General features: G+C 53.9%; 26 protein-coding genes. 1 reads left to right on the top strand and 25 read right to left on the bottom strand.

Annotated elements, in window-relative coordinates:
• Positions 1-2: 2 nt before the first annotated feature.
• From DS739_RS03360 to DS739_RS03260, 21 genes are all read right to left on the bottom strand, one after another.
• Entirely contained in the window at positions 3-377 is a 375-nt protein-coding gene (locus DS739_RS03360) for a hypothetical protein (RefSeq protein ID WP_035354370.1), read from the bottom strand.
• Between the two features lie 23 nt (positions 378-400).
• Complete coding sequence (locus DS739_RS03355; RefSeq protein ID WP_006117350.1) at positions 401-835, bottom strand: hypothetical protein; 435 nt, start codon at positions 833-835, stop codon at positions 401-403.
• 91 nt (positions 836-926) lie between these two features.
• The gene (locus DS739_RS03350) at positions 927-2,207 is read right to left on the bottom strand and encodes a phage tail tube protein (RefSeq protein WP_006117351.1); all 1,281 of its coding nucleotides are present in this window, start codon (positions 2,205-2,207) and stop codon (positions 927-929) included.
• A 42-nt stretch (positions 2,208-2,249) separates the two neighbouring features.
• Complete coding sequence (locus DS739_RS03345; protein WP_006117352.1) at positions 2,250-2,696, bottom strand: hypothetical protein; 447 nt, start codon at positions 2,694-2,696, stop codon at positions 2,250-2,252.
• A complete protein-coding gene (locus DS739_RS03340) occupies positions 2,693-3,133 on the bottom strand; it encodes a hypothetical protein (protein WP_006117353.1) in 441 nt (146 codons plus the stop codon). The genes DS739_RS03345 and DS739_RS03340 overlap by 4 nt, the downstream gene beginning before the upstream one ends.
• The gene (locus DS739_RS03335) at positions 3,133-3,456 is read right to left on the bottom strand and encodes a hypothetical protein (protein ID WP_035354379.1); all 324 of its coding nucleotides are present in this window, start codon (positions 3,454-3,456) and stop codon (positions 3,133-3,135) included. Before DS739_RS03335 ends, DS739_RS03340 begins: the two co-directional genes overlap by 1 nt.
• The gene (locus DS739_RS03330) at positions 3,456-4,130 is read right to left on the bottom strand and encodes a phage head-tail connector protein (RefSeq protein ID WP_035354381.1); all 675 of its coding nucleotides are present in this window, start codon (positions 4,128-4,130) and stop codon (positions 3,456-3,458) included. The genes DS739_RS03335 and DS739_RS03330 overlap by 1 nt, the downstream gene beginning before the upstream one ends.
• Positions 4,131-4,169: 39 nt before the next feature.
• The gene (locus DS739_RS03325) at positions 4,170-4,418 is read right to left on the bottom strand and encodes a hypothetical protein (RefSeq protein ID WP_035354384.1); all 249 of its coding nucleotides are present in this window, start codon (positions 4,416-4,418) and stop codon (positions 4,170-4,172) included.
• A 1-nt stretch (position 4,419) separates the two neighbouring features.
• Positions 4,420-5,769, bottom strand: coding sequence for a phage major capsid protein (locus DS739_RS03320; protein WP_006117356.1), 1,350 nt, complete (start codon positions 5,767-5,769; stop codon positions 4,420-4,422).
• On the bottom strand, positions 5,770-6,729 hold the full coding sequence (locus DS739_RS03315; RefSeq protein ID WP_035354387.1) for a S49 family peptidase: 960 nt from the start codon (positions 6,727-6,729) through the stop codon (positions 5,770-5,772).
• 1 nt (position 6,730) lies between these two features.
• Positions 6,731-8,008, bottom strand: a complete 1,278-nt coding sequence (locus tag DS739_RS03310; RefSeq protein ID WP_006117358.1) for a phage portal protein — start codon at positions 8,006-8,008, stop codon at positions 6,731-6,733.
• Positions 8,009-8,010: 2 nt separating this feature from the next.
• A complete protein-coding gene (locus DS739_RS03305) occupies positions 8,011-9,735 on the bottom strand; it encodes a terminase large subunit (protein WP_039891993.1) in 1,725 nt (574 codons plus the stop codon).
• A gap of 2 nt (positions 9,736-9,737) precedes the next feature.
• Positions 9,738-10,199 (bottom strand): phage terminase small subunit P27 family, encoded by a 462-nt coding sequence (locus tag DS739_RS03300; protein WP_006117360.1) that lies wholly within the window; start codon positions 10,197-10,199, stop codon positions 9,738-9,740.
• Between the two features lie 199 nt (positions 10,200-10,398).
• A complete protein-coding gene (locus DS739_RS03295; RefSeq protein WP_081461475.1) occupies positions 10,399-10,719 on the bottom strand; it encodes an HNH endonuclease signature motif containing protein in 321 nt (106 codons plus the stop codon).
• A gap of 115 nt (positions 10,720-10,834) precedes the next feature.
• Complete coding sequence (locus DS739_RS03290; protein ID WP_006117361.1) at positions 10,835-11,293, bottom strand: DUF6362 family protein; 459 nt, start codon at positions 11,291-11,293, stop codon at positions 10,835-10,837.
• Between the two features lie 219 nt (positions 11,294-11,512).
• Positions 11,513-13,390, bottom strand: coding sequence for an ATP-binding protein (locus DS739_RS03285; protein WP_035351154.1), 1,878 nt, complete (start codon positions 13,388-13,390; stop codon positions 11,513-11,515).
• Positions 13,374-14,402, bottom strand: a complete 1,029-nt coding sequence (locus tag DS739_RS03280; protein WP_006117363.1) for a toprim domain-containing protein — start codon at positions 14,400-14,402, stop codon at positions 13,374-13,376. Before DS739_RS03280 ends, DS739_RS03285 begins: the two co-directional genes overlap by 17 nt.
• A complete protein-coding gene (locus tag DS739_RS03275) occupies positions 14,399-14,833 on the bottom strand; it encodes a hypothetical protein (protein ID WP_123809125.1) in 435 nt (144 codons plus the stop codon). The genes DS739_RS03280 and DS739_RS03275 overlap by 4 nt, the downstream gene beginning before the upstream one ends.
• Positions 14,811-14,996, bottom strand: coding sequence for a hypothetical protein (locus DS739_RS03270; protein WP_035351160.1), 186 nt, complete (start codon positions 14,994-14,996; stop codon positions 14,811-14,813). Before DS739_RS03270 ends, DS739_RS03275 begins: the two co-directional genes overlap by 23 nt.
• Positions 14,983-15,180, bottom strand: a complete 198-nt coding sequence (locus tag DS739_RS03265; protein ID WP_035351162.1) for a hypothetical protein — start codon at positions 15,178-15,180, stop codon at positions 14,983-14,985. The genes DS739_RS03270 and DS739_RS03265 overlap by 14 nt, the downstream gene beginning before the upstream one ends.
• Positions 15,170-15,640, bottom strand: a complete 471-nt coding sequence (locus tag DS739_RS03260; RefSeq protein ID WP_035351165.1) for a hypothetical protein — start codon at positions 15,638-15,640, stop codon at positions 15,170-15,172. Before DS739_RS03260 ends, DS739_RS03265 begins: the two co-directional genes overlap by 11 nt.
• A gap of 97 nt (positions 15,641-15,737) precedes the next feature.
• On the opposite strand from DS739_RS03260, the gene DS739_RS03255 reads away from it, so the two are divergent.
• On the top strand, positions 15,738-15,980 hold the full coding sequence (locus DS739_RS03255; RefSeq protein ID WP_035351168.1) for a hypothetical protein: 243 nt from the start codon (positions 15,738-15,740) through the stop codon (positions 15,978-15,980).
• Here DS739_RS03255 and DS739_RS03250 read toward each other — a convergent pair.
• From DS739_RS03250 to DS739_RS03235, 4 genes are read right to left on the bottom strand one after another with little or no spacing between them, the layout of a single operon-like run.
• A complete protein-coding gene (locus DS739_RS03250) occupies positions 15,954-16,478 on the bottom strand; it encodes a hypothetical protein (protein ID WP_035351170.1) in 525 nt (174 codons plus the stop codon). The genes DS739_RS03255 and DS739_RS03250 overlap by 27 nt on opposite strands.
• Positions 16,475-16,801 carry a S4 domain-containing protein gene (locus DS739_RS03245; RefSeq protein ID WP_114012458.1) on the bottom strand — a complete coding sequence of 109 codons (327 nt, stop codon included), beginning with the start codon at positions 16,799-16,801 and terminating at the stop codon, positions 16,475-16,477. Before DS739_RS03245 ends, DS739_RS03250 begins: the two co-directional genes overlap by 4 nt.
• Positions 16,798-17,250 (bottom strand): hypothetical protein, encoded by a 453-nt coding sequence (locus tag DS739_RS03240; protein WP_039892023.1) that lies wholly within the window; start codon positions 17,248-17,250, stop codon positions 16,798-16,800. Before DS739_RS03240 ends, DS739_RS03245 begins: the two co-directional genes overlap by 4 nt.
• The gene (locus DS739_RS03235; RefSeq protein WP_081461479.1) at positions 17,247-17,462 is read right to left on the bottom strand and encodes a YdaS family helix-turn-helix protein; all 216 of its coding nucleotides are present in this window, start codon (positions 17,460-17,462) and stop codon (positions 17,247-17,249) included. Before DS739_RS03235 ends, DS739_RS03240 begins: the two co-directional genes overlap by 4 nt.
• Positions 17,463-17,494 lie beyond the last annotated feature (32 nt).

Below are 17,494 nucleotides of genomic sequence, written 5' to 3'. Positions count from 1 at the left end.
TGCTATTTTTTCCTGAACGTGTGTTGCAGATCTTCCGTGATCTGCTGGTTACGGATCTGAAGAAATGCCTGATCCATTGATTTGACGAGTTGGAACGTGAAGTCTGTTTCCGCCTCATTCAGCCGGCGCATCTGACACCAGCGCAGGATCTCGGTATCAGCCAGTGGCTGCGGATAGGCAACATTACGGATTGCCCCCATACCTGCGCCAAAACCCTCTGGCCGATGCAGGCGCGTGCCGGCCACGCCATGCCAGCACCGCCAGGGCAGCATATTTGCTGGCTCCGGATCAATTTTCCGCAACCATGCATCATAGGCTGCCCAATCGTGTTTGGGCGGTGGCAGCACGCCGCAACGCCCTGCTACCGGCCCATCCACCAGATGCCAGTGCAGGGCGGCTATCAGTTTCCCTCAGCGGCCTCTAGCTGTGCCTTGGTAGCGCGACCAACAGAAGCCGCGGCCTGCAATGCCAGAGCAAGCAATGCCCGGTTTTCGCGGTGGGTGATCATTTCCTTGAAGGTGGCAATATCAATCGGGGTGCCATCGTCATTTTCCAGACCCTGCACGTCAATCAGGCACTTTTCGCTCAGCGCCTGTGCCTGACACGCATCATCCATGGAGGGTGGCAGATTGTTTTCATTTACCGGCACATCGGTAGCAGATAGGCCGGTATTATATTTGATGGCAGCAGCGCGGCGCAGCGCCCACAGACGGTCTGCGTAATCTGCCGTCATGCCCTTGGTGACGATAGTGAACTGATCTGTCACGCCAACGGTAACAGGTGTGCCATCAGCGATTGCAGCAGCGTTGCGGGTATAGGAGGAAATCTTAGCCATTATGCAAAACCCTGTGAGTTATGGGTACAAACAAAAATGGCATCCAGATTATGGATACCATTTGCGAAATTGGTTTTGAAGTAAAGAAGGATCAGGAGCCGGTGGCTGGAATACCTGTCAGACGGTAGATGGCAAATGCAGGCCCACCGCTGGCATCTGGATTTCCCTCAATATCAAACGATGCCGTGACAGTTGCGTTTGCCTGAGAGCTGTTCACCTTGGGGTTGCGCAAAGCGGCATTTGTAAACAGGAACGCATAACCATTGCCGGAATCATCAACCGTTGTGACAACGATTGGCCCCTGCGTGCCAGCAATGCTGGCTTTGTATTCATCCCACGAGCGGAAATAGAATTCGATGCTGCCGCTCGCAATGAACTGCCCGTTTTGCACTCCGCAGGCATCGGCATGCCCCATGCCATATTCATTTTTCGAACCATCGCGGGCCAGTGTGCAGGTGAACTGTGTCACACAACCTGCTGGAGCCTGTAAGTTAATCAGTGCGCCCAGAAAATTGTTGACGGAGTTGTGAACTTTCCCAGATGGAGCCGGGAGAACAGCAGACGCAACATCGTTATCATTTTGCTGCACATTGGCGCTGGTGACATCTACGCTGACAGTACCAAACTGTGCCTGCTGTAGCTGGAACTGGATCTGCGTGATTAGGCTGCCCGGATACATTAGGAATGAACCCAGCGTCTTTTTCCGGAACGTGAATGTTTTATCCAGAGCACCGTTGGTCAGCGCAGGGCCAAATATACGAGCATTCGGGCCACCGTTCGCATTTGCCGACAGAAATGGACTGAGCGCACCTTTTACCTGCAGAGCGATAACCCCCTGTGCACCGGTGCGTTGATACTGGAAAAAATTTGCGATGCCGTTATCTGGGTCGTGAATGTAAACATATCCATTCTGTGGCCAGTTATTGATTGTTGCGATAGAGGCTGCATCAATCCCACCGATATTAGGTAGTCCACTGGTGTAGCCATTTGCTAACGTGTACGAATAACCGGTTTTGGAATCAGAACTGCCAGAGACTGTAGCATTAACCCAATCATTCCCCATCACGCCGGCTATCAGATCATCAAACGTGCCAGATGACAGGGCACCTGAAATTGTACCAGATGCCGAAACCTGCGTGATAACGGCCTGAGAAACCTGTTTTTGGGCGTTCAGCTCAGATGGGCGCGCAGTCGTCTGCTGGAGTGCTAGAGTTTCACCCGTAATGCGCAGCGCCTGATAATTGCCAGTCGGTGGCGTGGCGTATGTTGTCTCTAGCGCAAAATCCACGAGCGTGTCATTGGTTTGTGCGCCAGCTGCCAAGCCTGCTGTGGCTCCAGTAAAATCCATGTTTACCTCAATAAAAAAGGCCACCCGAAGGCGGCCTGTGTTGAACGAATGGAAACAGGATCAGCGTTAGCTGGCAGGCGTTGCCGTGCTTTCTGTTCCGCTGGATGCGGGGGCTGCCTCAGTGCCAGATGTTGCCGGTGCTGCTACGGGTTTTTCATCCACCGGCATCAGGCCGAGGCGGAAACCCATATACTGCGCCATGGACAGACACAGATTAGAGGCATCGCACAGCGTAGAAACAAGCTGCTGTCCATCTGGCGTCCATGGCTGATCTGTACCGCCAACCTGCGCCAGAACCGTGTAGGACTTGCCTTTTTCATCATCCGTAATGGGCGAGAAATCTGGCAGGCCGCGCACTTCGTGATACAGCCACGCGCCATAACGCAGGCCCGCGCCAACAGTGGGTTCAATCAATGCCAGCGCGGCAGTGGTACTTTCGGCCTCTACAGCGGCACCAGAAAGCTGGAACTTGCCGGAATTGGCAGCAGTTTCGATAAGAGGATAGAATTTCATGGGGTTTGTTCCGTAATGTTCTGCCAGCGGTAATCCACCATCAGCGTGGCAACGTACCAATTACCTGTCTGGGCAAGAAAGGAAGGTGGCGTGTAATTCTGGCCATCGTAAAACAGGCCAGCGGGCCAGCGTTTATCCGGATCAGTTGGGTCGGTGCGGAACGCTGCTTCAAACGCATTCATGATGGACAGCACCGCGGGTGTGTTCATCTTGCCCTGTGGTATCCAGAGCATGATGCAGATCTGGCCGCTTTCCTGCGCCTGTTGATCACCCAGTTCCAGGCTATCTATGCTGGACGAGGACATATCCAGCGCCACAAATGCTTTGCCATCGCTGGAAAAATCCCATGTCAGGGGATCACCGATCAGATAGCCCAACGCCTCTGCCACGGCGCTGGCACGGGCATAGGCATCGTTCCACACTGTTTCTGAGGGCATTAGTCGCCTCCTGCTGCAATCAGCGTCCAGCCGCAGATGGTGGCCCCGTCATAAACGGGCGTGGCATCTGTCAGGCTGTAGGTTTTGGGGCCATCTGTGAGGTGCCATTGCGCCTTTGGCGTGACATTGGCCGCGCTCAGCTCATCCGCTAACGTTTGAGCAATGAACGGCGCTTTGGGCATGCCATCTGCCAGTTGTGACGACTGCGGCGGCGGTGCATATGCGCGTAATGTGACCGGATTGCTGCCATCCCGTGCCGTGAGCACCATCTGGCGGCCACTTCTAGCAAGCAGCCGTTTGCGGGTTTCGGTAATCTGGCCCATCAGGCCATCCAATCAGCAGCAATGCCAAGCCGATTCAATGCACCAACGGCATCAGGCGTTAGCCCACCAACGGTAGGATCTAGCGTGCCATAAGATGCCGAGCCCACCCCTTGCGTGCTTTCTGATTTCAGAAGCGGATCACGCCCAGCGGCACAACTGAGCATCTGAATGGTGCTCAGACAGCCTGATGCCACGGAAGCGGGCAGGCTTTGTGCCTGCAAGGTCAGGAGCGGGTTTTCTGGTGTAGGAATATCCATACCAGGCAACAGAAAGCCCGCTATGTAGGTGATATCCACTACAACAGGCCTATGAAAAACCATTTGCCGTGGCGGCAGGAATGCAGATGCCATGATGCGTGCATTCTTGCGGTCAACATCGCATTCATCCAGCGGGCCAGACCATGCCACCCTATCCACAGATGCAGATAAAATGGTGGCAACTGGCCCATTGGACAGATTGACGCCCGGAATGCGGCCACGCAGCGTCCAGCGCTCCCGATAGGTTTGGAGCGCCAACGGACGCCCCAAATAATCGGTAAAGCAGCCAGATGCAGCGGTGATAAGCTGCCCAAGCCGGGCATCTTGGCTATCATCCGAGATCTGGAGATATGTTTTCACACTCTCCAGCGTTACCAGATCTGTTTTTTCGGCAGGTGTAATGACTGCAACTGTCATACTGCACCCCAAATAAAAACGGCCTCCAGATGGAGACCGTTAGGATTTGCCATTTTCTGGCGTTTCTGGCTCATTTTCAGCCGGTTTTTCCTCATTTTGAGGTGTTTCCGTCTCTTTTTGGCCCGTTTCTTCCGGGGCAGCGGGCTCCGGTTCAGGCACCGGCTTTGCAGTGCCTTTTTTGGCAGCCACGATGGCATCAGCCACATTATCCGGAAACATGCCTACATCACCCTTGTTGTAAACGGCACCAATGCCGCCACAACGATCTGTAAAGGTCACAATTTTCATTTTACTCCCCCGCGACCGCACCAGGGAACCATGCAGCCCCTGTCAGCACCGCAATGGCGCTATCGTAACGCGTGTTCAGATCCACAGCCTCAATCACACGCACCAGCGTTTCATCATTCTGGAATGCGGAGCGCGTTTCCCCTGCGCTATCCACGTAAGATGCCTGTGTACTGACGGCCAATGTGGTCTGGAAAGCATCACCGATCAGGATCTGGGCAAAGTCTGCAAAATACAACTCAGATTCATTGCCGGCAGTGCCAAGGTTATCAGGCACAGAAGTGGTGCTGGCATAGGGGAAAGCGCCAATCCGACCATCTGCAATTTCAGGGAATGCCAGAGCGCCTGTGGCGGTTTGAAGCTGACTCAGGAATTCCACCAGGGTCGGGTTAATGATGTAACCCGGAGACTGCATGGGCACGTTATTCTTGGTGAGTGCCAGACGGAGTTTCCCAAGATCATTGCGCACATTCTGCACGTTTACTGTGGCATTTGCCGCAATGACATTGGCGGCATTAGCCAGGTAACGCAGACCAGCGGGCGCAAAATCGGAAGCTGCCCCGCGAATGAACTGCTGATCTTCCGCAATAGCCATCGAGCGCGTGACGTCATTATTCACCAGATTATCTGTCTGGATCGAATTGTAACGCAGCAGATCATTGGTGATCGGCACCAACGCCCCCAATTTCTTGGCCTTCATTGCCACCACATCCACCTGCGGTGCTGATGTTGGCACGGGCGCGCGCTCACCGATCCACTGGGCATTGGATGTGCCGGTTTGCTTACGGAAGGTCAGATTGCCATTTGGCATTGGCACGGAAACCGCACCCATTTTGCGAACAGCCACAGCAGGACGCAGGGCCTCAATCAGATCTGTGGAATAATCGGTATTGACCAGGAAGCCACCCTGCACATCCACAGACTGTTCCATGTTGTCAGCAGCAGCGGCAGCGAAAGTGGAGCCCCACGTTTTTTCTGAAAAATCCAGAACAGCACGCATGCCGCCTTCACCACGGGTGGCAGCAACAGCCTGCACCAGACGGGAAAACTTGATGCCAGGAGAAAGCTTTTGCTCAGCCTGAGCCGGAACCGTAGAACGGCTACCGGGATTTCCTGCAGGCAGCGGCGCCATCGGACGCGCAGCTGCTGCACGGCGGCGCTCCATGTCAGTTTCCCGCTCAATACTGGCTGTCAGGCGATCATCTTCTGCCCGCAACTGGTCATATGCTGCGGTTTGCTCTTCTGTCAGATCGCCAGCTTCATTGCTTTCTGATGCAGCCAGAATATTGTCCATTTCGACATGCACTTCGGCCTGGCGGCTGCGGAGTGCTGTGATGCGGTCACGAACGGCCATTTACGCGTGTCCTTCTGCGAGTTTCCGGCGTGCTTCCAGATCCGCCATTGCAGCGGCGCGACGTGGAGCGGATTTTACCGGCGTTTTTGGAGGGTTTGCGGCACCAAGCTTGGCCAAGGTGGCCGAAAGCGTGCTGATACCATCGGCCATTCCGGCTGAAATGGCGCTGTTTGCCACCTTCATGCCGCCTTGGCCGAAATTCTGTTTTACGTTGTCCACCGATGTGTGGCGGCCCTGTGCGACAGCCTGGAGAAATACGGCCTCCAGATCATCCAGCACGGTGCGGATCTGCGCCTGATCATCATCGGATGTGACGTCCAACCGCTTGTTAGGGGCATTGGAGCTGACAATATCCACCTCCATCATGCCGTTTGCGTCTGGCTCCACCTGTTTTGCGCCAGACATAACCACACCGATGGAGCCAACCAGGGCTGTATTATCCATCAGGATGGTGGAACACTGGCTTGCCAGCCAATAGGCGGCAGATGCAGCCATACCGGGCACAAAGGCCGTGACAGGCTTGCTGGACGCCGCAATCTGGCTGGCCATGTCACTCACACCCGTTGTGACGCCTCCGGGGCTGTCAAACACCATAAGGATCTGCTTGACGTCCGCACTGGATAGCGCTGCCTGAAGATCTGCCGACAGGCTGCTGAGGTCTGTAGCACCTGAAAACTCTGTCAGCAGATTGGCACGCGGGAAAATCGGCCCCATGACAGGGATGGTGGCAACGCCCTGCTTGTTGAGCGTGACGTTGTTTGTGCCGTTCATGCGCTTGCCGGTATCAGCCACGGCTGAAAGCATCGTCTGATAGCGTTCTGCATGCCCATCAGCTCGTAGAACGTCCAGCACGGGGGTTTCCAGCGCACGGGCAGCAATGGCCTCAATAGCGCCTAGATGTGCGGGAAGAATCGCCCAGGGCTGTGCCCTGATCGCTTCCAGCGCATAATATCGTGTCATGTCAGTTTCCTGATTCTGTTCCGGCTGGGGTTTCGCCTGCCACACCGATATTGATTGGCCGCCACAGCTCAGATCCGACATCACCGCCTACGGGGTTCAGATCGAAATTGCTGCGGGCCTCATCCGTGTTCATCACGCCCGCATTACGGAGAGCGGAAACACCCTGAGCACGATCCAGAAAGCCGCCTTTCAGCAGATCAGACGGATCATGCTTGAAAATGCAGCCTGTATCCGCAAAGGCGTGCATGGCGCTATCTGCCACGCGTGCAAAATGCGGGCCAAGGTGATAGATCACGAATTCCAGAGACTGCTGCTCGATATTCCCGAATGTGGCCTTGGACAGTTCGAAAATCAGATGCGGCGGAACGCCCCATGCACGCGCAATATCCAGCACCTGGGCAGTGCGCGTTTCCACCAACTGCCCATCCTTGTTGTTCATGGGCATGTAGGTGGCTTTCAGACCGCTCCCCAGAACCGCTGGCGTGCCTGCATTCATGGGGCCAGAATAGAGCGACTGCCAGTCTTCCTTGATGGCTTGACGTGCTCCAGGGTCAATCGCCTTATCCGATGTCATGATGACTGGCGGCTGGCCATTATTGCGCCAGTAATTCTGCACATAGGTGGCCGTAGCGATGCTCTCGCCAAATGCCTCTTTCATGTAGGCGATAGGGCTAAGACCTTGCAGGCCGTTCCGGCTCATGCCGCTAACGTGCCAGATATCACGCGCCGCAAAGCGCCCGGATGAGCCATCCGGCAGAGTGGTATCATAAAACATACTCTGCCCGGTTGCCCGCTCGAATGACTGCAACGGCAATGTGCCAAACGGATCAAGCCGCGTAAGTGCCACAGGTCGCATAAAGGCATCCCGCGAGACATACGCGTAGAAATTCCCGGCCATCAGCAGATCACTCATCAGGATTTCCCGAAAAGCGAAGCGGCTTTGCGCGTCATTTGGTCGCCCGTTCATCAGATGATAGAGCGGATCATCCGTCAGCCGGTGCGTGCCAGTGCCATCGTGCTGGCAATAGTGCATAGGCACCATGGCAAACACGCCAGACAGGATGCGCAGGGCCTGCATGACGGCAGGCAGCGAAAGCGTGGTGCGCTCATTGACCAGCACGCCAGAGCGGGAAGGCCCACCCATTGGAAACGAAACCCATGGCCCACCTGCCTGAAAATTATCAGCAGGAGAGCTGACACCAGCTTCCGCATGAAGGCGAGGCTCCCGGCGTGCGGATACCGGCGGCCCAGATCCACGCAGGAAATCCAGAAGCCCCATTATTACATTCCTTCGTAAACGAAACCTTGTTCAGCTCCATGCAGAGCCACACCCAGCGCCATGATCAGAGACACAGCACCGTCAATCTTGTTTTCCACTCGCTCTTTGCGCGGGTAGATGTTGTCCTTTGCATCCGTGTGGCAGACCACGTTGGAGATGCACCATTCCAGAACCGGGTTGCCGTCATGGTGCAGCCTTCCGGACAACACCAGGGCCTCCAACTCTTTCATAGCTTCGGAAAAATTCTGCACGGTCTGGCGATATTCGCGCATGGGCACATCTTTTTCAGACATGCGCTGCGCCAGTTGGGTAGCCTGCCATGGGTCATAGGCAACATCCGTGACGCTGAAGCTGTTTTTATCTTCCAGAAGGCCGGTTTCGACTGTTTCAAAGTCTGTCACATCACCCGGTGTGGTCTGAAGATATCCTTCAATCGCCCAGCCCTGATATTGCGCGTTTGCTGCCTCATCTACAGCCCGCTGAGGCAGGTAGAAGGTGGCAAAGGCGTAATAGTGAGTCACACCATCTATCTGACGCTGGAACAGCCGGATTTTGCACGCAAGGTCGATCTTGCTGGCCAGATCCAGTGCCTCAATGCAGTCATCACCGGCAAAATCATCAATGGACAGCCCATAATCAGCGCATTTTTTCCATGCCTGCATGTCCATCCATGCCTGATCCGCATTCACCCAGGCATCCAGATGCTTGGTTTTGAAGTTGTTCTGCGCACTGGCGAGCTGCATGGCCTTGTTAGCAAGGCCTGCAACGTAGTCAGGCATGACAGAAACACCCCAGTTCGGGTTGGCTTTTTGCCACGAGGCAGGGTCTGTCCAATCATCACCATCATCTATGGTGTAGATGATGCCGAAAAACTGCTCATCTTCTGCCTGATCGCCTTTGAGTGGGTAGGGGCTCTCTTCCCAATCCGCCAAAACCTTGCGCAACACGGCTTCCAGATAAGTCCAGAGCTCATAACCAATGCCGGATCTGTTTGAGCCTGCCGTTGTGATGGCCCAGATCAGGGATTGGTCACGCTTGCCGGCACCAGTTTCCACCACGTCATACACTTCACGGGTTTTATGGGCATGCACCTCATCCAGACACCCAAAATGGATGTTCAGACCGTCCTGTGTATCGGCATCACGCGAGAGCGGGCGGAAAATGCCATCATTGCAGGCCGAGATAATCCCGCGCTGCTGAACATCCAGCCCATACTTGCTTGCCAGAGGTGGCGTTTTACGCGTCATGGCCTGAGCATCACCAAACACGATCTTGGCCTGGTCACGCGTGGTGGCCGCAGAATAGACTTCTGGCCCAGGCTCACCATCAGCCGTGAGCATGAACAGCGCCACCCCAGATGACAGTGTGCTTTTGGCATTCCCACGCGGCACGCCGATAAAGGAACGCCGGAAGCGCCGGAAGCCTGTTTTCTTATGCAGCCACCCGAAAACCGTGGTCAGAATGAAGCACTGCCAGCCTTCAAGTGCTATCAGCTCACCATCGCGGGCCTTGGGGCCTTTGATATGCGGCATAAGCTCCAGAAAACGGCAGATGCGTTCTGCTTCTTCCTTATCAAAGCGATACGGCCATTTCTTCTGCTTGGCCCGCGCCAGATCCTGCTGCTGCCGCTGGCATGCTGCCACCACCTGCCATGAAGCCGGAATTTTCCCAGATAGGACATCCTTGATGTACCGCTGCGCTTTCCGAATGTAGGGGTAGCTGGCCATACTCACACGTTGTCAAATGGGTTGAACAAGTCACCTTGCCCGACATCCTTCAGGCGCATGCGGGCAACGGGCGAAAATCCATAATTGGAGCCAATGCTGGTCATGAGCCTGATCTGTTCAGAAATGATGCCCAGCTCTGGCCGTGTCCGGATCATGCGTCCTTGCCTGCCATGCGTCTCGAAGGTTTCCTGACCGGCATCCTTCAAGGACTGTTCATGCTTGCGCCACCGGCTGAATGCTTCGCAGTAGGCCGCGATGCTGTCATGATCCAGAACTGTGAAAAGCCCGCGCTCCACTAAAGGAGGGACAAGGCGCTCCCACGCAGCCCGTGCCACCTCATCCAGAAAATCTGGTGGCGCCGCATATTCGGACGGGAGCCGGACACCATCTTCGGGGAGAGACCGTTTTCCCGGATTGCCTTCAATCACACGAAGGTGGCGTGGCTTTGGTTTTCTACCTCTCATGATGACCTTCCCTCATGCGAATAGGCAGGAGGGTTTCCATCCAACCATCCTGGTAACTTTTTTCCTCAATTTCGCGGTTGCAAAAATTTGCCCATGGCGCGGTTCAGGTGCTCGCCGCCGGCAGAGATTTGACACCCCCCACCCGTTTTGACGTGTTTTTCGTCAAAAATGGCGGTTTTCTGCCGTTTTTTGCCGATTTTCAGCGGTTCCAGCTATGATCTCGGCTTGTTCTGGCCGAATGATGCGACTGGCAAAGCGTTCTCAGGTTGCTTGGATCTAGCCGCCTGGACGGATTTTCCCGCACGCTTTCGATATGATCCACGTTCAATCTGTCACGCGGCGTTCTGCATCCAGGCACGCAGCAGTTTGGATGCAGCGCCAAGTGTTGGGCGCGAACCTTTTCCCAGGCGGCATCGTAACCGCGTTGGCGCGATGTGCCGCGCTGCTTATCGAACTCCTGCCGGCGTTGCGCTTCTGGCTTATGCCAGCGCGGCCGGAAAACTGGAGATCTGACAGGCATGGTTCGCTTTCATTTGGGCATAAAAAAAAGGCCGCGTAGCCTGTTGGCTGCACGACCCCTGATCATGGTGTCTAAAAAACTGCATTTTCCGGAATTTGAGAAGTAAAAAATGCAGTTAGGCGTAATTTTTTTTCGTGATGTCAGCTATCCCTCTGATAAAAAAGGTTTTTGCTGTTTTGTCACTCACGCCCAAAACCTTACCAATCTTGCCCCAGCTATAGCGATGCCGATGTGACAACGGGTGGATCATCATCCACAGCAGAATGGCGCGACGCCACGCATCGTTAGAAATACCCTGAACCCAGGTGAATGCCTCATCCATGCGGCTGATGGCAGCAGCTGTTGGCATGGGTGGCCGGACTTCACTTTCTGCCGTGAGTGTCAGCAGATCATCCATGTCCATCAGCGTTTCGCCCCAGCCTTTGCCCCAGCCTGCTGGACGAATACCGTGGGCAGGCAGGCAGGCCAGTGTGTATCCGGCCTCAAACAACCGATCTTCCACGGCCTGTGCCATTTCCTGCCCGCTTATGGGCTTGATGGCTATTTTTGAGGAAACCTGCGCTGTTACCATCATGTTTCCTTTCTGTTACCTTTAATATCTATATATCTCAGTTAGTTATTAGTAATGGTAACAAGGTAACAAAGGTAACGCTTATTTCTTGCTCAAAAAGGGTAGGAGCATGAGGAAGGGATTTTGCATATATAGACGCAAAAAAGGCGTTACCAGTGTTACCTTGTTACCATGCTGTTTTCATTGGTTTTTTTGGTAACTCTTTGTGTTACCGCGGTGTTTTCAATCTAGGATATCATCATCGGATAGACCAAGCTCGCACGCTCGAACCCAAAAACACCCACGATGAACAGACCCTTTGGCGATTTTCACCAACTTAGGATTTTTCCGCACACTCTCTAGTCTGCTGAGATCTGTTATCCATCTATCACCACTCCAGTTTGAATCTGTAAACAGTTTTTTCAGCATGGCGCTACCTGGCCATATCCAGACACCTGCGCCATCAGAAAGCCGCGGAGCATCGCGTCCAGATTTAGATTTAGGCTCATTGGCACGGATAACTCGCATACCATATTGCGCTAGAATGGTTTTTGCATTGGTGCGGGAGAATTCCAAATCTGGCACATCACCTTCCTGACGTTCAAATTCTTCATCGCTTAAGCATCGTGCAATCAGGTCACTTAGCAATCTCTTTTCGGTAGTGCGCATCATCTGCACTTGCTGCGACATCAGGTAATCAATCATGCGCTGGCTGCCATCATCCGTTTCCACCAACTCGGCCGTACGAATATACCCGGCGACGCACCGGACAACATGATCTGCCTCTGTTTCTGTTGGCACGGTATCATTGGTGAGCGTCCACCAACCAGCCAGCAATGAGCCCATCTGATCCATTTCACGCGGCTGACATCCTGCGCGACCCACGGCGGCACGGAGAACAACGCGAGCAGCACCATAACGCTGCCAACCAGCCAATGTGCGACCCCATAGCTTTGGCCCGATTTCCTTTGCCCATTCAGCAAATTCCCGATGTTCTGCCGTATGGTCTGCTCCATTCTTTGGCGGACGCATTTCCACCAGTGTAAAGCGGCCTAGATGCTGCGCCTCCATATCCGGTGGCCGGATGGATGCCATGATGATGGAACCAGCCACCGCAATCTTGCGGGCGATACCATCCGAACCACCGCGCGCGCCTTTTGTGCCTTCGCCACCGGTTGCGGACAATACCAGATCCAGCAGAGCACGGGCAGCACGTTGATCCACACGGTCAGACGCTTCATCCACCAGCATGGGAATGGCACGACCATCCACCATCTGTTCAATACCGGCCTTTGATGCGTCATTCGTGGCGAATTTGAGCGGAATGGCATTTTGCAGCACACGTAGCAGGGAAGATTTACCGCAACCGGCAGGGCCTGTTAGAAATCCGGCAGGACGCCACGGAATGGCCGCGCCATAATACGCGCAGGCCAACATGCCCATAACAATGATATCGCTGCCTTCCAGCCGGAAATCCCACAATTCCCTGACTTGGCGCTGAAATTCCCGCGCATCAATCGCCTCGCACGGCTCTGCTGGACGTGGCTCAGCTGGTGCAGCAGCCCAGATCTGATTGCCAATGCGCGTGCCTGGTAATTCCAGCTTTGAACCCACCAGAACACGGTCGCCACAATGCACCACCGGCATACCTTCTGACGTAGGCCAGATGCCCGGACGGCGGATCTGTATGTGATCACCGAAAAGCCCAGCAGAAAAGCACTCACGCTGAAGGAACTGGCAAGTGTGATTGATATTAAAGTCAACCACAACTTCACGCGCTGTTTCATTGCCTTCTGCATCCTTGTCTTTGACTTTTGCCGTTTTCGGAAATGTTTCTTTCAGCCAGTCGATATTGCCACCGAACAACGCCACCAGATCTGGCCGGCGTGTCATTTGCGATGCCTTGAGCACGCGCAGCTGACCAACGCGATCAAGAAAGTAAAAAGACCCGTCCAGATGCCCGATGGTGACAACAGGGCAGGGCTTCTTTTCTTTGGTTTTGGGAGGGCGTCCACCATTATCGGCATTTTTGCCACCCTCAATAACTTGGAACTGCCGTTCTGCCGTATTGATGGCCGAGCGGATGGCGTCTAGGCCGCTTTCTTCATCTTCCGATAACATCGTTGAAATCCTTGCCTTTTGGCGGCCAAGCCACATCTACCGTGCGCCCTGCTGACAGGTGCGTGTCTATGGCTTTACGCAGGCCTTTTTTGGCCGCCGTGCTTTCATCCCGATCTGCCAGAATGAGCACGTTGCGTGCTGTATCCGGCAGACGGATTGTTCCGAGATTTGCGAGAGAGATTGCTGCGAGTATCCGCAGATCCGGACGGGCCATGGCAACGGAAAGGCACGTTTCTATGCCCTCACCAATCGCAATCACCTCATCCGGTAAAACCTGTTTAAGTGTTGTGCCGGCGGCACCTTTGCGCAACCGGATACAGGCACCACGGAAACTGCCCAGAACTTTCTTGGGAATTTCCAGTTGTGCCTTGGCCCATTGACCACCATGCTGGCCGAGCCACGTCTGATGCACGGCAACGCACCGCCCGTTCAGATCTGTGATGGCAGCCAGCATGGCAGGCAATGGGGCATTGATTTCTGCACAGTAATGCTCTGGCGCAAACCGCAATGCACCAGGAGGCCGGTCAAACTTTTCCAGCTTGATACCGCGTGCCTGTAAATAGAAATCTACTGGTGTGTTCAAGATATTTGGCTGGGCATTCATCCAGATATCCCGCGCACGGATAACACGCTTTTTAGCGTCTTCTTCCTCTTTTGCCTTAGCCTGTTCAGCTTTTTCACGGATTTCCGCACGGCGGACTTCCACCGTTTCCGTGCTCAAGCCCAGCCAGTTGCAGGCCCAGCGATATGCCGCACTCAGATCTCGGTTTGTCAGGCAATGCGCGACCAGATCCAGCGGATCGCCACCGATATCTTGAGAAAAGTCTTTCCACACACCGGCTTTTGCACCGTATAGATGCACAGCCAGTTTTGTGCCTGGCTCACCTGCTACAGATCCGGCCATCCATTCAGCGCCGGTTTTTTTGCCACCGGGCAGCAGCTCACGCGCCAAAGCCTCCATCTGGCTGGCCAGCATGGCGGAAACTTCCGCAGCTTTCAGCTTGCCGCTCATGCTGCGTTCCGAACAATAAAGCGCTGCACGGGAAAGCCGTAACCCAGCACGTTAAGCACCGGCATAACCCCACGCCGGGCATTCTGGATGTTGGATAGATGCCCTTTGCTAATACCAAACCGGCGTGCAGCAGCTTCCTGCGTTCCGCAACGCCGGATAAAAGTATTCAGTTTTTCTTGGATTTCGCGGAGTGATGCAAACCGACCACTGCCGTCCCGCGCTGGATAGCGCAAAACTTTCACCAAGCCAAGAGCTTTGCAGACACCATCACTGATGGATTGCATAGCTTCTGCATCACGCACGGACTGTTCTTTCAGCCCATGTTTGCGGGCAAAGGCAGCAAGGCTTTTTTCCGCAGCGATGGCGTTACGCAACCGACCGCAGAAATCATATCCGTCCAGCAGCACCTCAGCCATTGTAATACGCCGCATGCCGAATGGCCTTGCGTGGTGCACGCCATGTGAAACCACCGGACACACGCGACTGCATGGAAAGATCAGGCTGCACGCGCGCGCTTTCACGCAATGCTCGTACATTGAGGGGACGACGGCGGAAAAACCGGCGTGCGGATTTTGCGTTTTTAAGACGCGACATAAGAAGAATTCTCCTGCGCTGCATGCTTTTTCTTGCGACCGATACCCAGGGCATTGCGGCGCAAATAAATGGCGCGCTCAGATATATTGAGTTTATGAGATTGGCGTTTGATACTAAAACCACAGCGGGCATAATGCCGGATTTTAGGATCTAGCTCCCGCCAGTTGAGTGCCTCACGCGCCATCAGCGATGCTCACCTGCAATGGTTTGCCTTCAGCAATGATCTTGTGCGCTGTGGCCTCAATATGATGCAATGATGTACGGGCACGTTGCGCATGTATGAGGATTTCATGCGCTTCCTGCACATCCACATTGCCATCTGCCATACTTTCAAAGCCCTTTTGCAGAACTTCGCTGGTAGCCTTGGCAAACTTGCCCATATCGTGCGGCAGCAGACCGTTGCCGAACTTGACCGGCACCAGGGCAAAACCTTCTGCCTGAGCCATAACGGAAAGAATAAGCGGTTCTTGCGCTTCTTTATCCAGCTCAACAGCAACATCTACCGGCACCACAGATGCTTTTTCACGGTTGCAGTAATCGGAAAGCTGCGTGATGCCGACACGCACAGCGCGGGATATTGAATCCAGCCCACCGCAGGCTTTGATGGCCGTGCGTGTGGCTGTTTTGATAGCTGCGGTTAGCATGGCGCATGACCCGCAGCAGAGGTGCTGGCAGCGGCATTGATGCCGCTGTCAGCTACGTCCATCATGCATGTGTCACCAACATGAAAGGACGATTCTGATGGAGAAAAATGATCCTCAGAAATCTTTGAGAGATATGCACGAACTTGAAGGGGCGCGCGCACGTGCAGAAGCCATGAAAATAGCGTTAAGGGTTGCAGTGAAGTTACTGCCTCACGAAAGTCAGTTAGAACTGCAAAGTATTTTGCAGAATTATTGCTCCGGCGCGATGCCATTGTTAGGAATGGATGAAGCGCTTCAGATTGTGAAAGATAGCTCACCGCCGACACCCCACATGCAGTAAAAATTCCGCAGTAATTTGGCGCATTCTTTGGCGCTGTTTTTCAGGAATAGGCGGGAATTTTTTTGGGCACTTTGCACTGGCCTGATCACAAGCAGCAAAATAATCTTCCAGACCGGTCATAAGTGGATCAGGGTTGCTGGTGGCGGCATCGCTGCCGCCACCAGCTTTTGGAGACGGCTGTGCTGAAGGAATATGTCCCTCCATGTGCGAAGCCCTTAAAGAAGAATGCTGCCGACCTTGATCTTCCCGCTCTTTTTGACGACATTCCTCCAGCCAATCCAGTGTCTCATCCACCCAAGTAACGTAGGGTTTGAGAAACCACTGCACGGCGCGAAACTGCGCAAGATAAGATCCAGTATCCTGAGTTAATGCGCGTGCGCAATCGCACATCCAGACCGGATAAAATCGAGCAACCCAAAGGGTTTGCGCCAATTTATTGCTCGTATGCGCCTTAGCTTGCATGAAGGTGTTTGGTTTAGGTGGGTAATTCTGTTTCATGCTGCGCCATCATGCTTTGCAGGCAAAGAAAGACGTTCGCTCGCATCTTGCGAAGGATCTGAAACGGTAAACGCAAACCGCCGGGTTTTTGAGCGAGGGCATACAACTACGGTATCGCCCACGCTTACCGGCATATTTTCACAGATAGCCGGTTTTCCGTTCACCTCAAGCGCCCCGCCGCGCACAAGTCTACGAGCCTCACCATTCGTTCTGCAAAACTGCGGCGCATAGATCGGAATAAGACTGAAGAGTGCGAAAGATGCCCGAAACGATTCCGGCTGACAGGGTGAGGGCTTGGGCTTACTGCTCTGGTTATGGTTCATGCGAGTTCACCCTCATGTTTCCCGAGAAAAGGAGAGCTACCAGCAGCGGCATTGATGCCGCCGCTGGCTACGTCCATCATGTATGTGGAACCAACATGAAAGGACGATTCCGTGTTTCTTCCCGATGAAGATCCCAATGCTGCAAAACCAGGCATTAGGAGAATTGAAGTACTGCCACCTTCTGATGGTCGGTCCAGAGTGATTTTGTGGCCTTTCCACCAGAACCCTGAGAAAGAAACTTTTTTGGAAATATCAATTTTGATGGGGCCAAATGACTTATTGCCTGAAGCTAGTTTTGGTGCATATGAGGCAAGAGCTTTAAAGAAAGTTATCGATTTCTGCTCCAAAAGACTTGAATCTTTAGAAGCAGAAATGAGCAAGTAGGTATTGATTCCTTGAAAAGGAATTTTGTTACCTGCGGCATGGTTGGTTTCATGGAAATCGGTCATGCCGCAACTCCAGCGTTTTCAGGTTTTAGAAAGATGTCTGGACGCAGTTCTTCGCGCGGAATACCGAAGGCCTCCTCAATGATTGGACAATATTGTGGAGGCACAACATTCCATTGCGCTACGGCTCCACGCGTAATCCCCAATTCTGCTGCGATCTTCGCAGAAAGCCCTCTGCGTGATCGTATCAGTTCCATCCCAGTAACATCGCTCATGAATTACGCTTAGCACTACTGAGCGAATGAGG

The organism is Acetobacter sp. JWB (genome assembly GCF_003323795.1).
Classification (GTDB): Bacteria; Pseudomonadota; Alphaproteobacteria; order Acetobacterales; family Acetobacteraceae; genus Acetobacter; species Acetobacter oryzifermentans.
Note: the sequence above shows the minus strand (reverse complement) of the source record. Positions and strands in the feature narration are given on the sequence as shown.

Excerpts from the sequence above, each read along its gene's own strand:
- DS739_RS03280 (WP_006117363.1), bottom strand. The coding sequence starts at position 14,402 with ATGAGCGGCAAGCTGAAAGCTGCGGAAGTTTCCGCCATGCTGGCCAGC.
- DS739_RS03245 (WP_114012458.1), bottom strand. The coding sequence starts at position 16,801 with ATGAACCATAACCAGAGCAGTAAGCCCAAGCCCTCACCCTGTCAGCCG.
- DS739_RS03255 (WP_035351168.1), top strand. The coding sequence starts at position 15,738 with ATGGAGAAAAATGATCCTCAGAAATCTTTGAGAGATATGCACGAACTT.
- DS739_RS03335 (WP_035354379.1), bottom strand. The coding sequence starts at position 3,456 with ATGGGCCAGATTACCGAAACCCGCAAACGGCTGCTTGCTAGAAGTGGC.
- DS739_RS03320 (WP_006117356.1), bottom strand. The coding sequence starts at position 5,769 with ATGGCCGTTCGTGACCGCATCACAGCACTCCGCAGCCGCCAGGCCGAA.
- DS739_RS03275 (WP_123809125.1), bottom strand. The coding sequence starts at position 14,833 with ATGCGGCGTATTACAATGGCTGAGGTGCTGCTGGACGGATATGATTTC.
- DS739_RS03305 (WP_039891993.1), bottom strand. The coding sequence starts at position 9,735 with ATGGCCAGCTACCCCTACATTCGGAAAGCGCAGCGGTACATCAAGGAT.
- DS739_RS03340 (WP_006117353.1), bottom strand. The coding sequence starts at position 3,133 with ATGCCCTCAGAAACAGTGTGGAACGATGCCTATGCCCGTGCCAGCGCC.
- DS739_RS03300 (WP_006117360.1), bottom strand. The coding sequence starts at position 10,199 with ATGAGAGGTAGAAAACCAAAGCCACGCCACCTTCGTGTGATTGAAGGC.
- DS739_RS03265 (WP_035351162.1), bottom strand. The coding sequence starts at position 15,180 with ATGGCGCGTGAGGCACTCAACTGGCGGGAGCTAGATCCTAAAATCCGG.
- DS739_RS03315 (WP_035354387.1), bottom strand. The coding sequence starts at position 6,729 with ATGACACGATATTATGCGCTGGAAGCGATCAGGGCACAGCCCTGGGCG.
- DS739_RS03250 (WP_035351170.1), bottom strand. The coding sequence starts at position 16,478 with ATGAAACAGAATTACCCACCTAAACCAAACACCTTCATGCAAGCTAAG.
- DS739_RS03270 (WP_035351160.1), bottom strand. The coding sequence starts at position 14,996 with ATGTCGCGTCTTAAAAACGCAAAATCCGCACGCCGGTTTTTCCGCCGT.
- DS739_RS03285 (WP_035351154.1), bottom strand. The coding sequence starts at position 13,390 with ATGTTATCGGAAGATGAAGAAAGCGGCCTAGACGCCATCCGCTCGGCC.
- DS739_RS03310 (WP_006117358.1), bottom strand. The coding sequence starts at position 8,008 with ATGGGGCTTCTGGATTTCCTGCGTGGATCTGGGCCGCCGGTATCCGCA.
- DS739_RS03295 (WP_081461475.1), bottom strand. The coding sequence starts at position 10,719 with ATGCCTGTCAGATCTCCAGTTTTCCGGCCGCGCTGGCATAAGCCAGAA.
- DS739_RS03325 (WP_035354384.1), bottom strand. The coding sequence starts at position 4,418 with ATGAAAATTGTGACCTTTACAGATCGTTGTGGCGGCATTGGTGCCGTT.
- DS739_RS03290 (WP_006117361.1), bottom strand. The coding sequence starts at position 11,293 with ATGATGGTAACAGCGCAGGTTTCCTCAAAAATAGCCATCAAGCCCATA.
- DS739_RS03345 (WP_006117352.1), bottom strand. The coding sequence starts at position 2,696 with ATGAAATTCTATCCTCTTATCGAAACTGCTGCCAATTCCGGCAAGTTC.
- DS739_RS03240 (WP_039892023.1), bottom strand. The coding sequence starts at position 17,250 with ATGACCGATTTCCATGAAACCAACCATGCCGCAGGTAACAAAATTCCT.
- DS739_RS03235 (WP_081461479.1), bottom strand. The coding sequence starts at position 17,462 with ATGAGCGATGTTACTGGGATGGAACTGATACGATCACGCAGAGGGCTT.
- DS739_RS03260 (WP_035351165.1), bottom strand. The coding sequence starts at position 15,640 with ATGCTAACCGCAGCTATCAAAACAGCCACACGCACGGCCATCAAAGCC.
- DS739_RS03355 (WP_006117350.1), bottom strand. The coding sequence starts at position 835 with ATGGCTAAGATTTCCTCCTATACCCGCAACGCTGCTGCAATCGCTGAT.
- DS739_RS03330 (WP_035354381.1), bottom strand. The coding sequence starts at position 4,130 with ATGACAGTTGCAGTCATTACACCTGCCGAAAAAACAGATCTGGTAACG.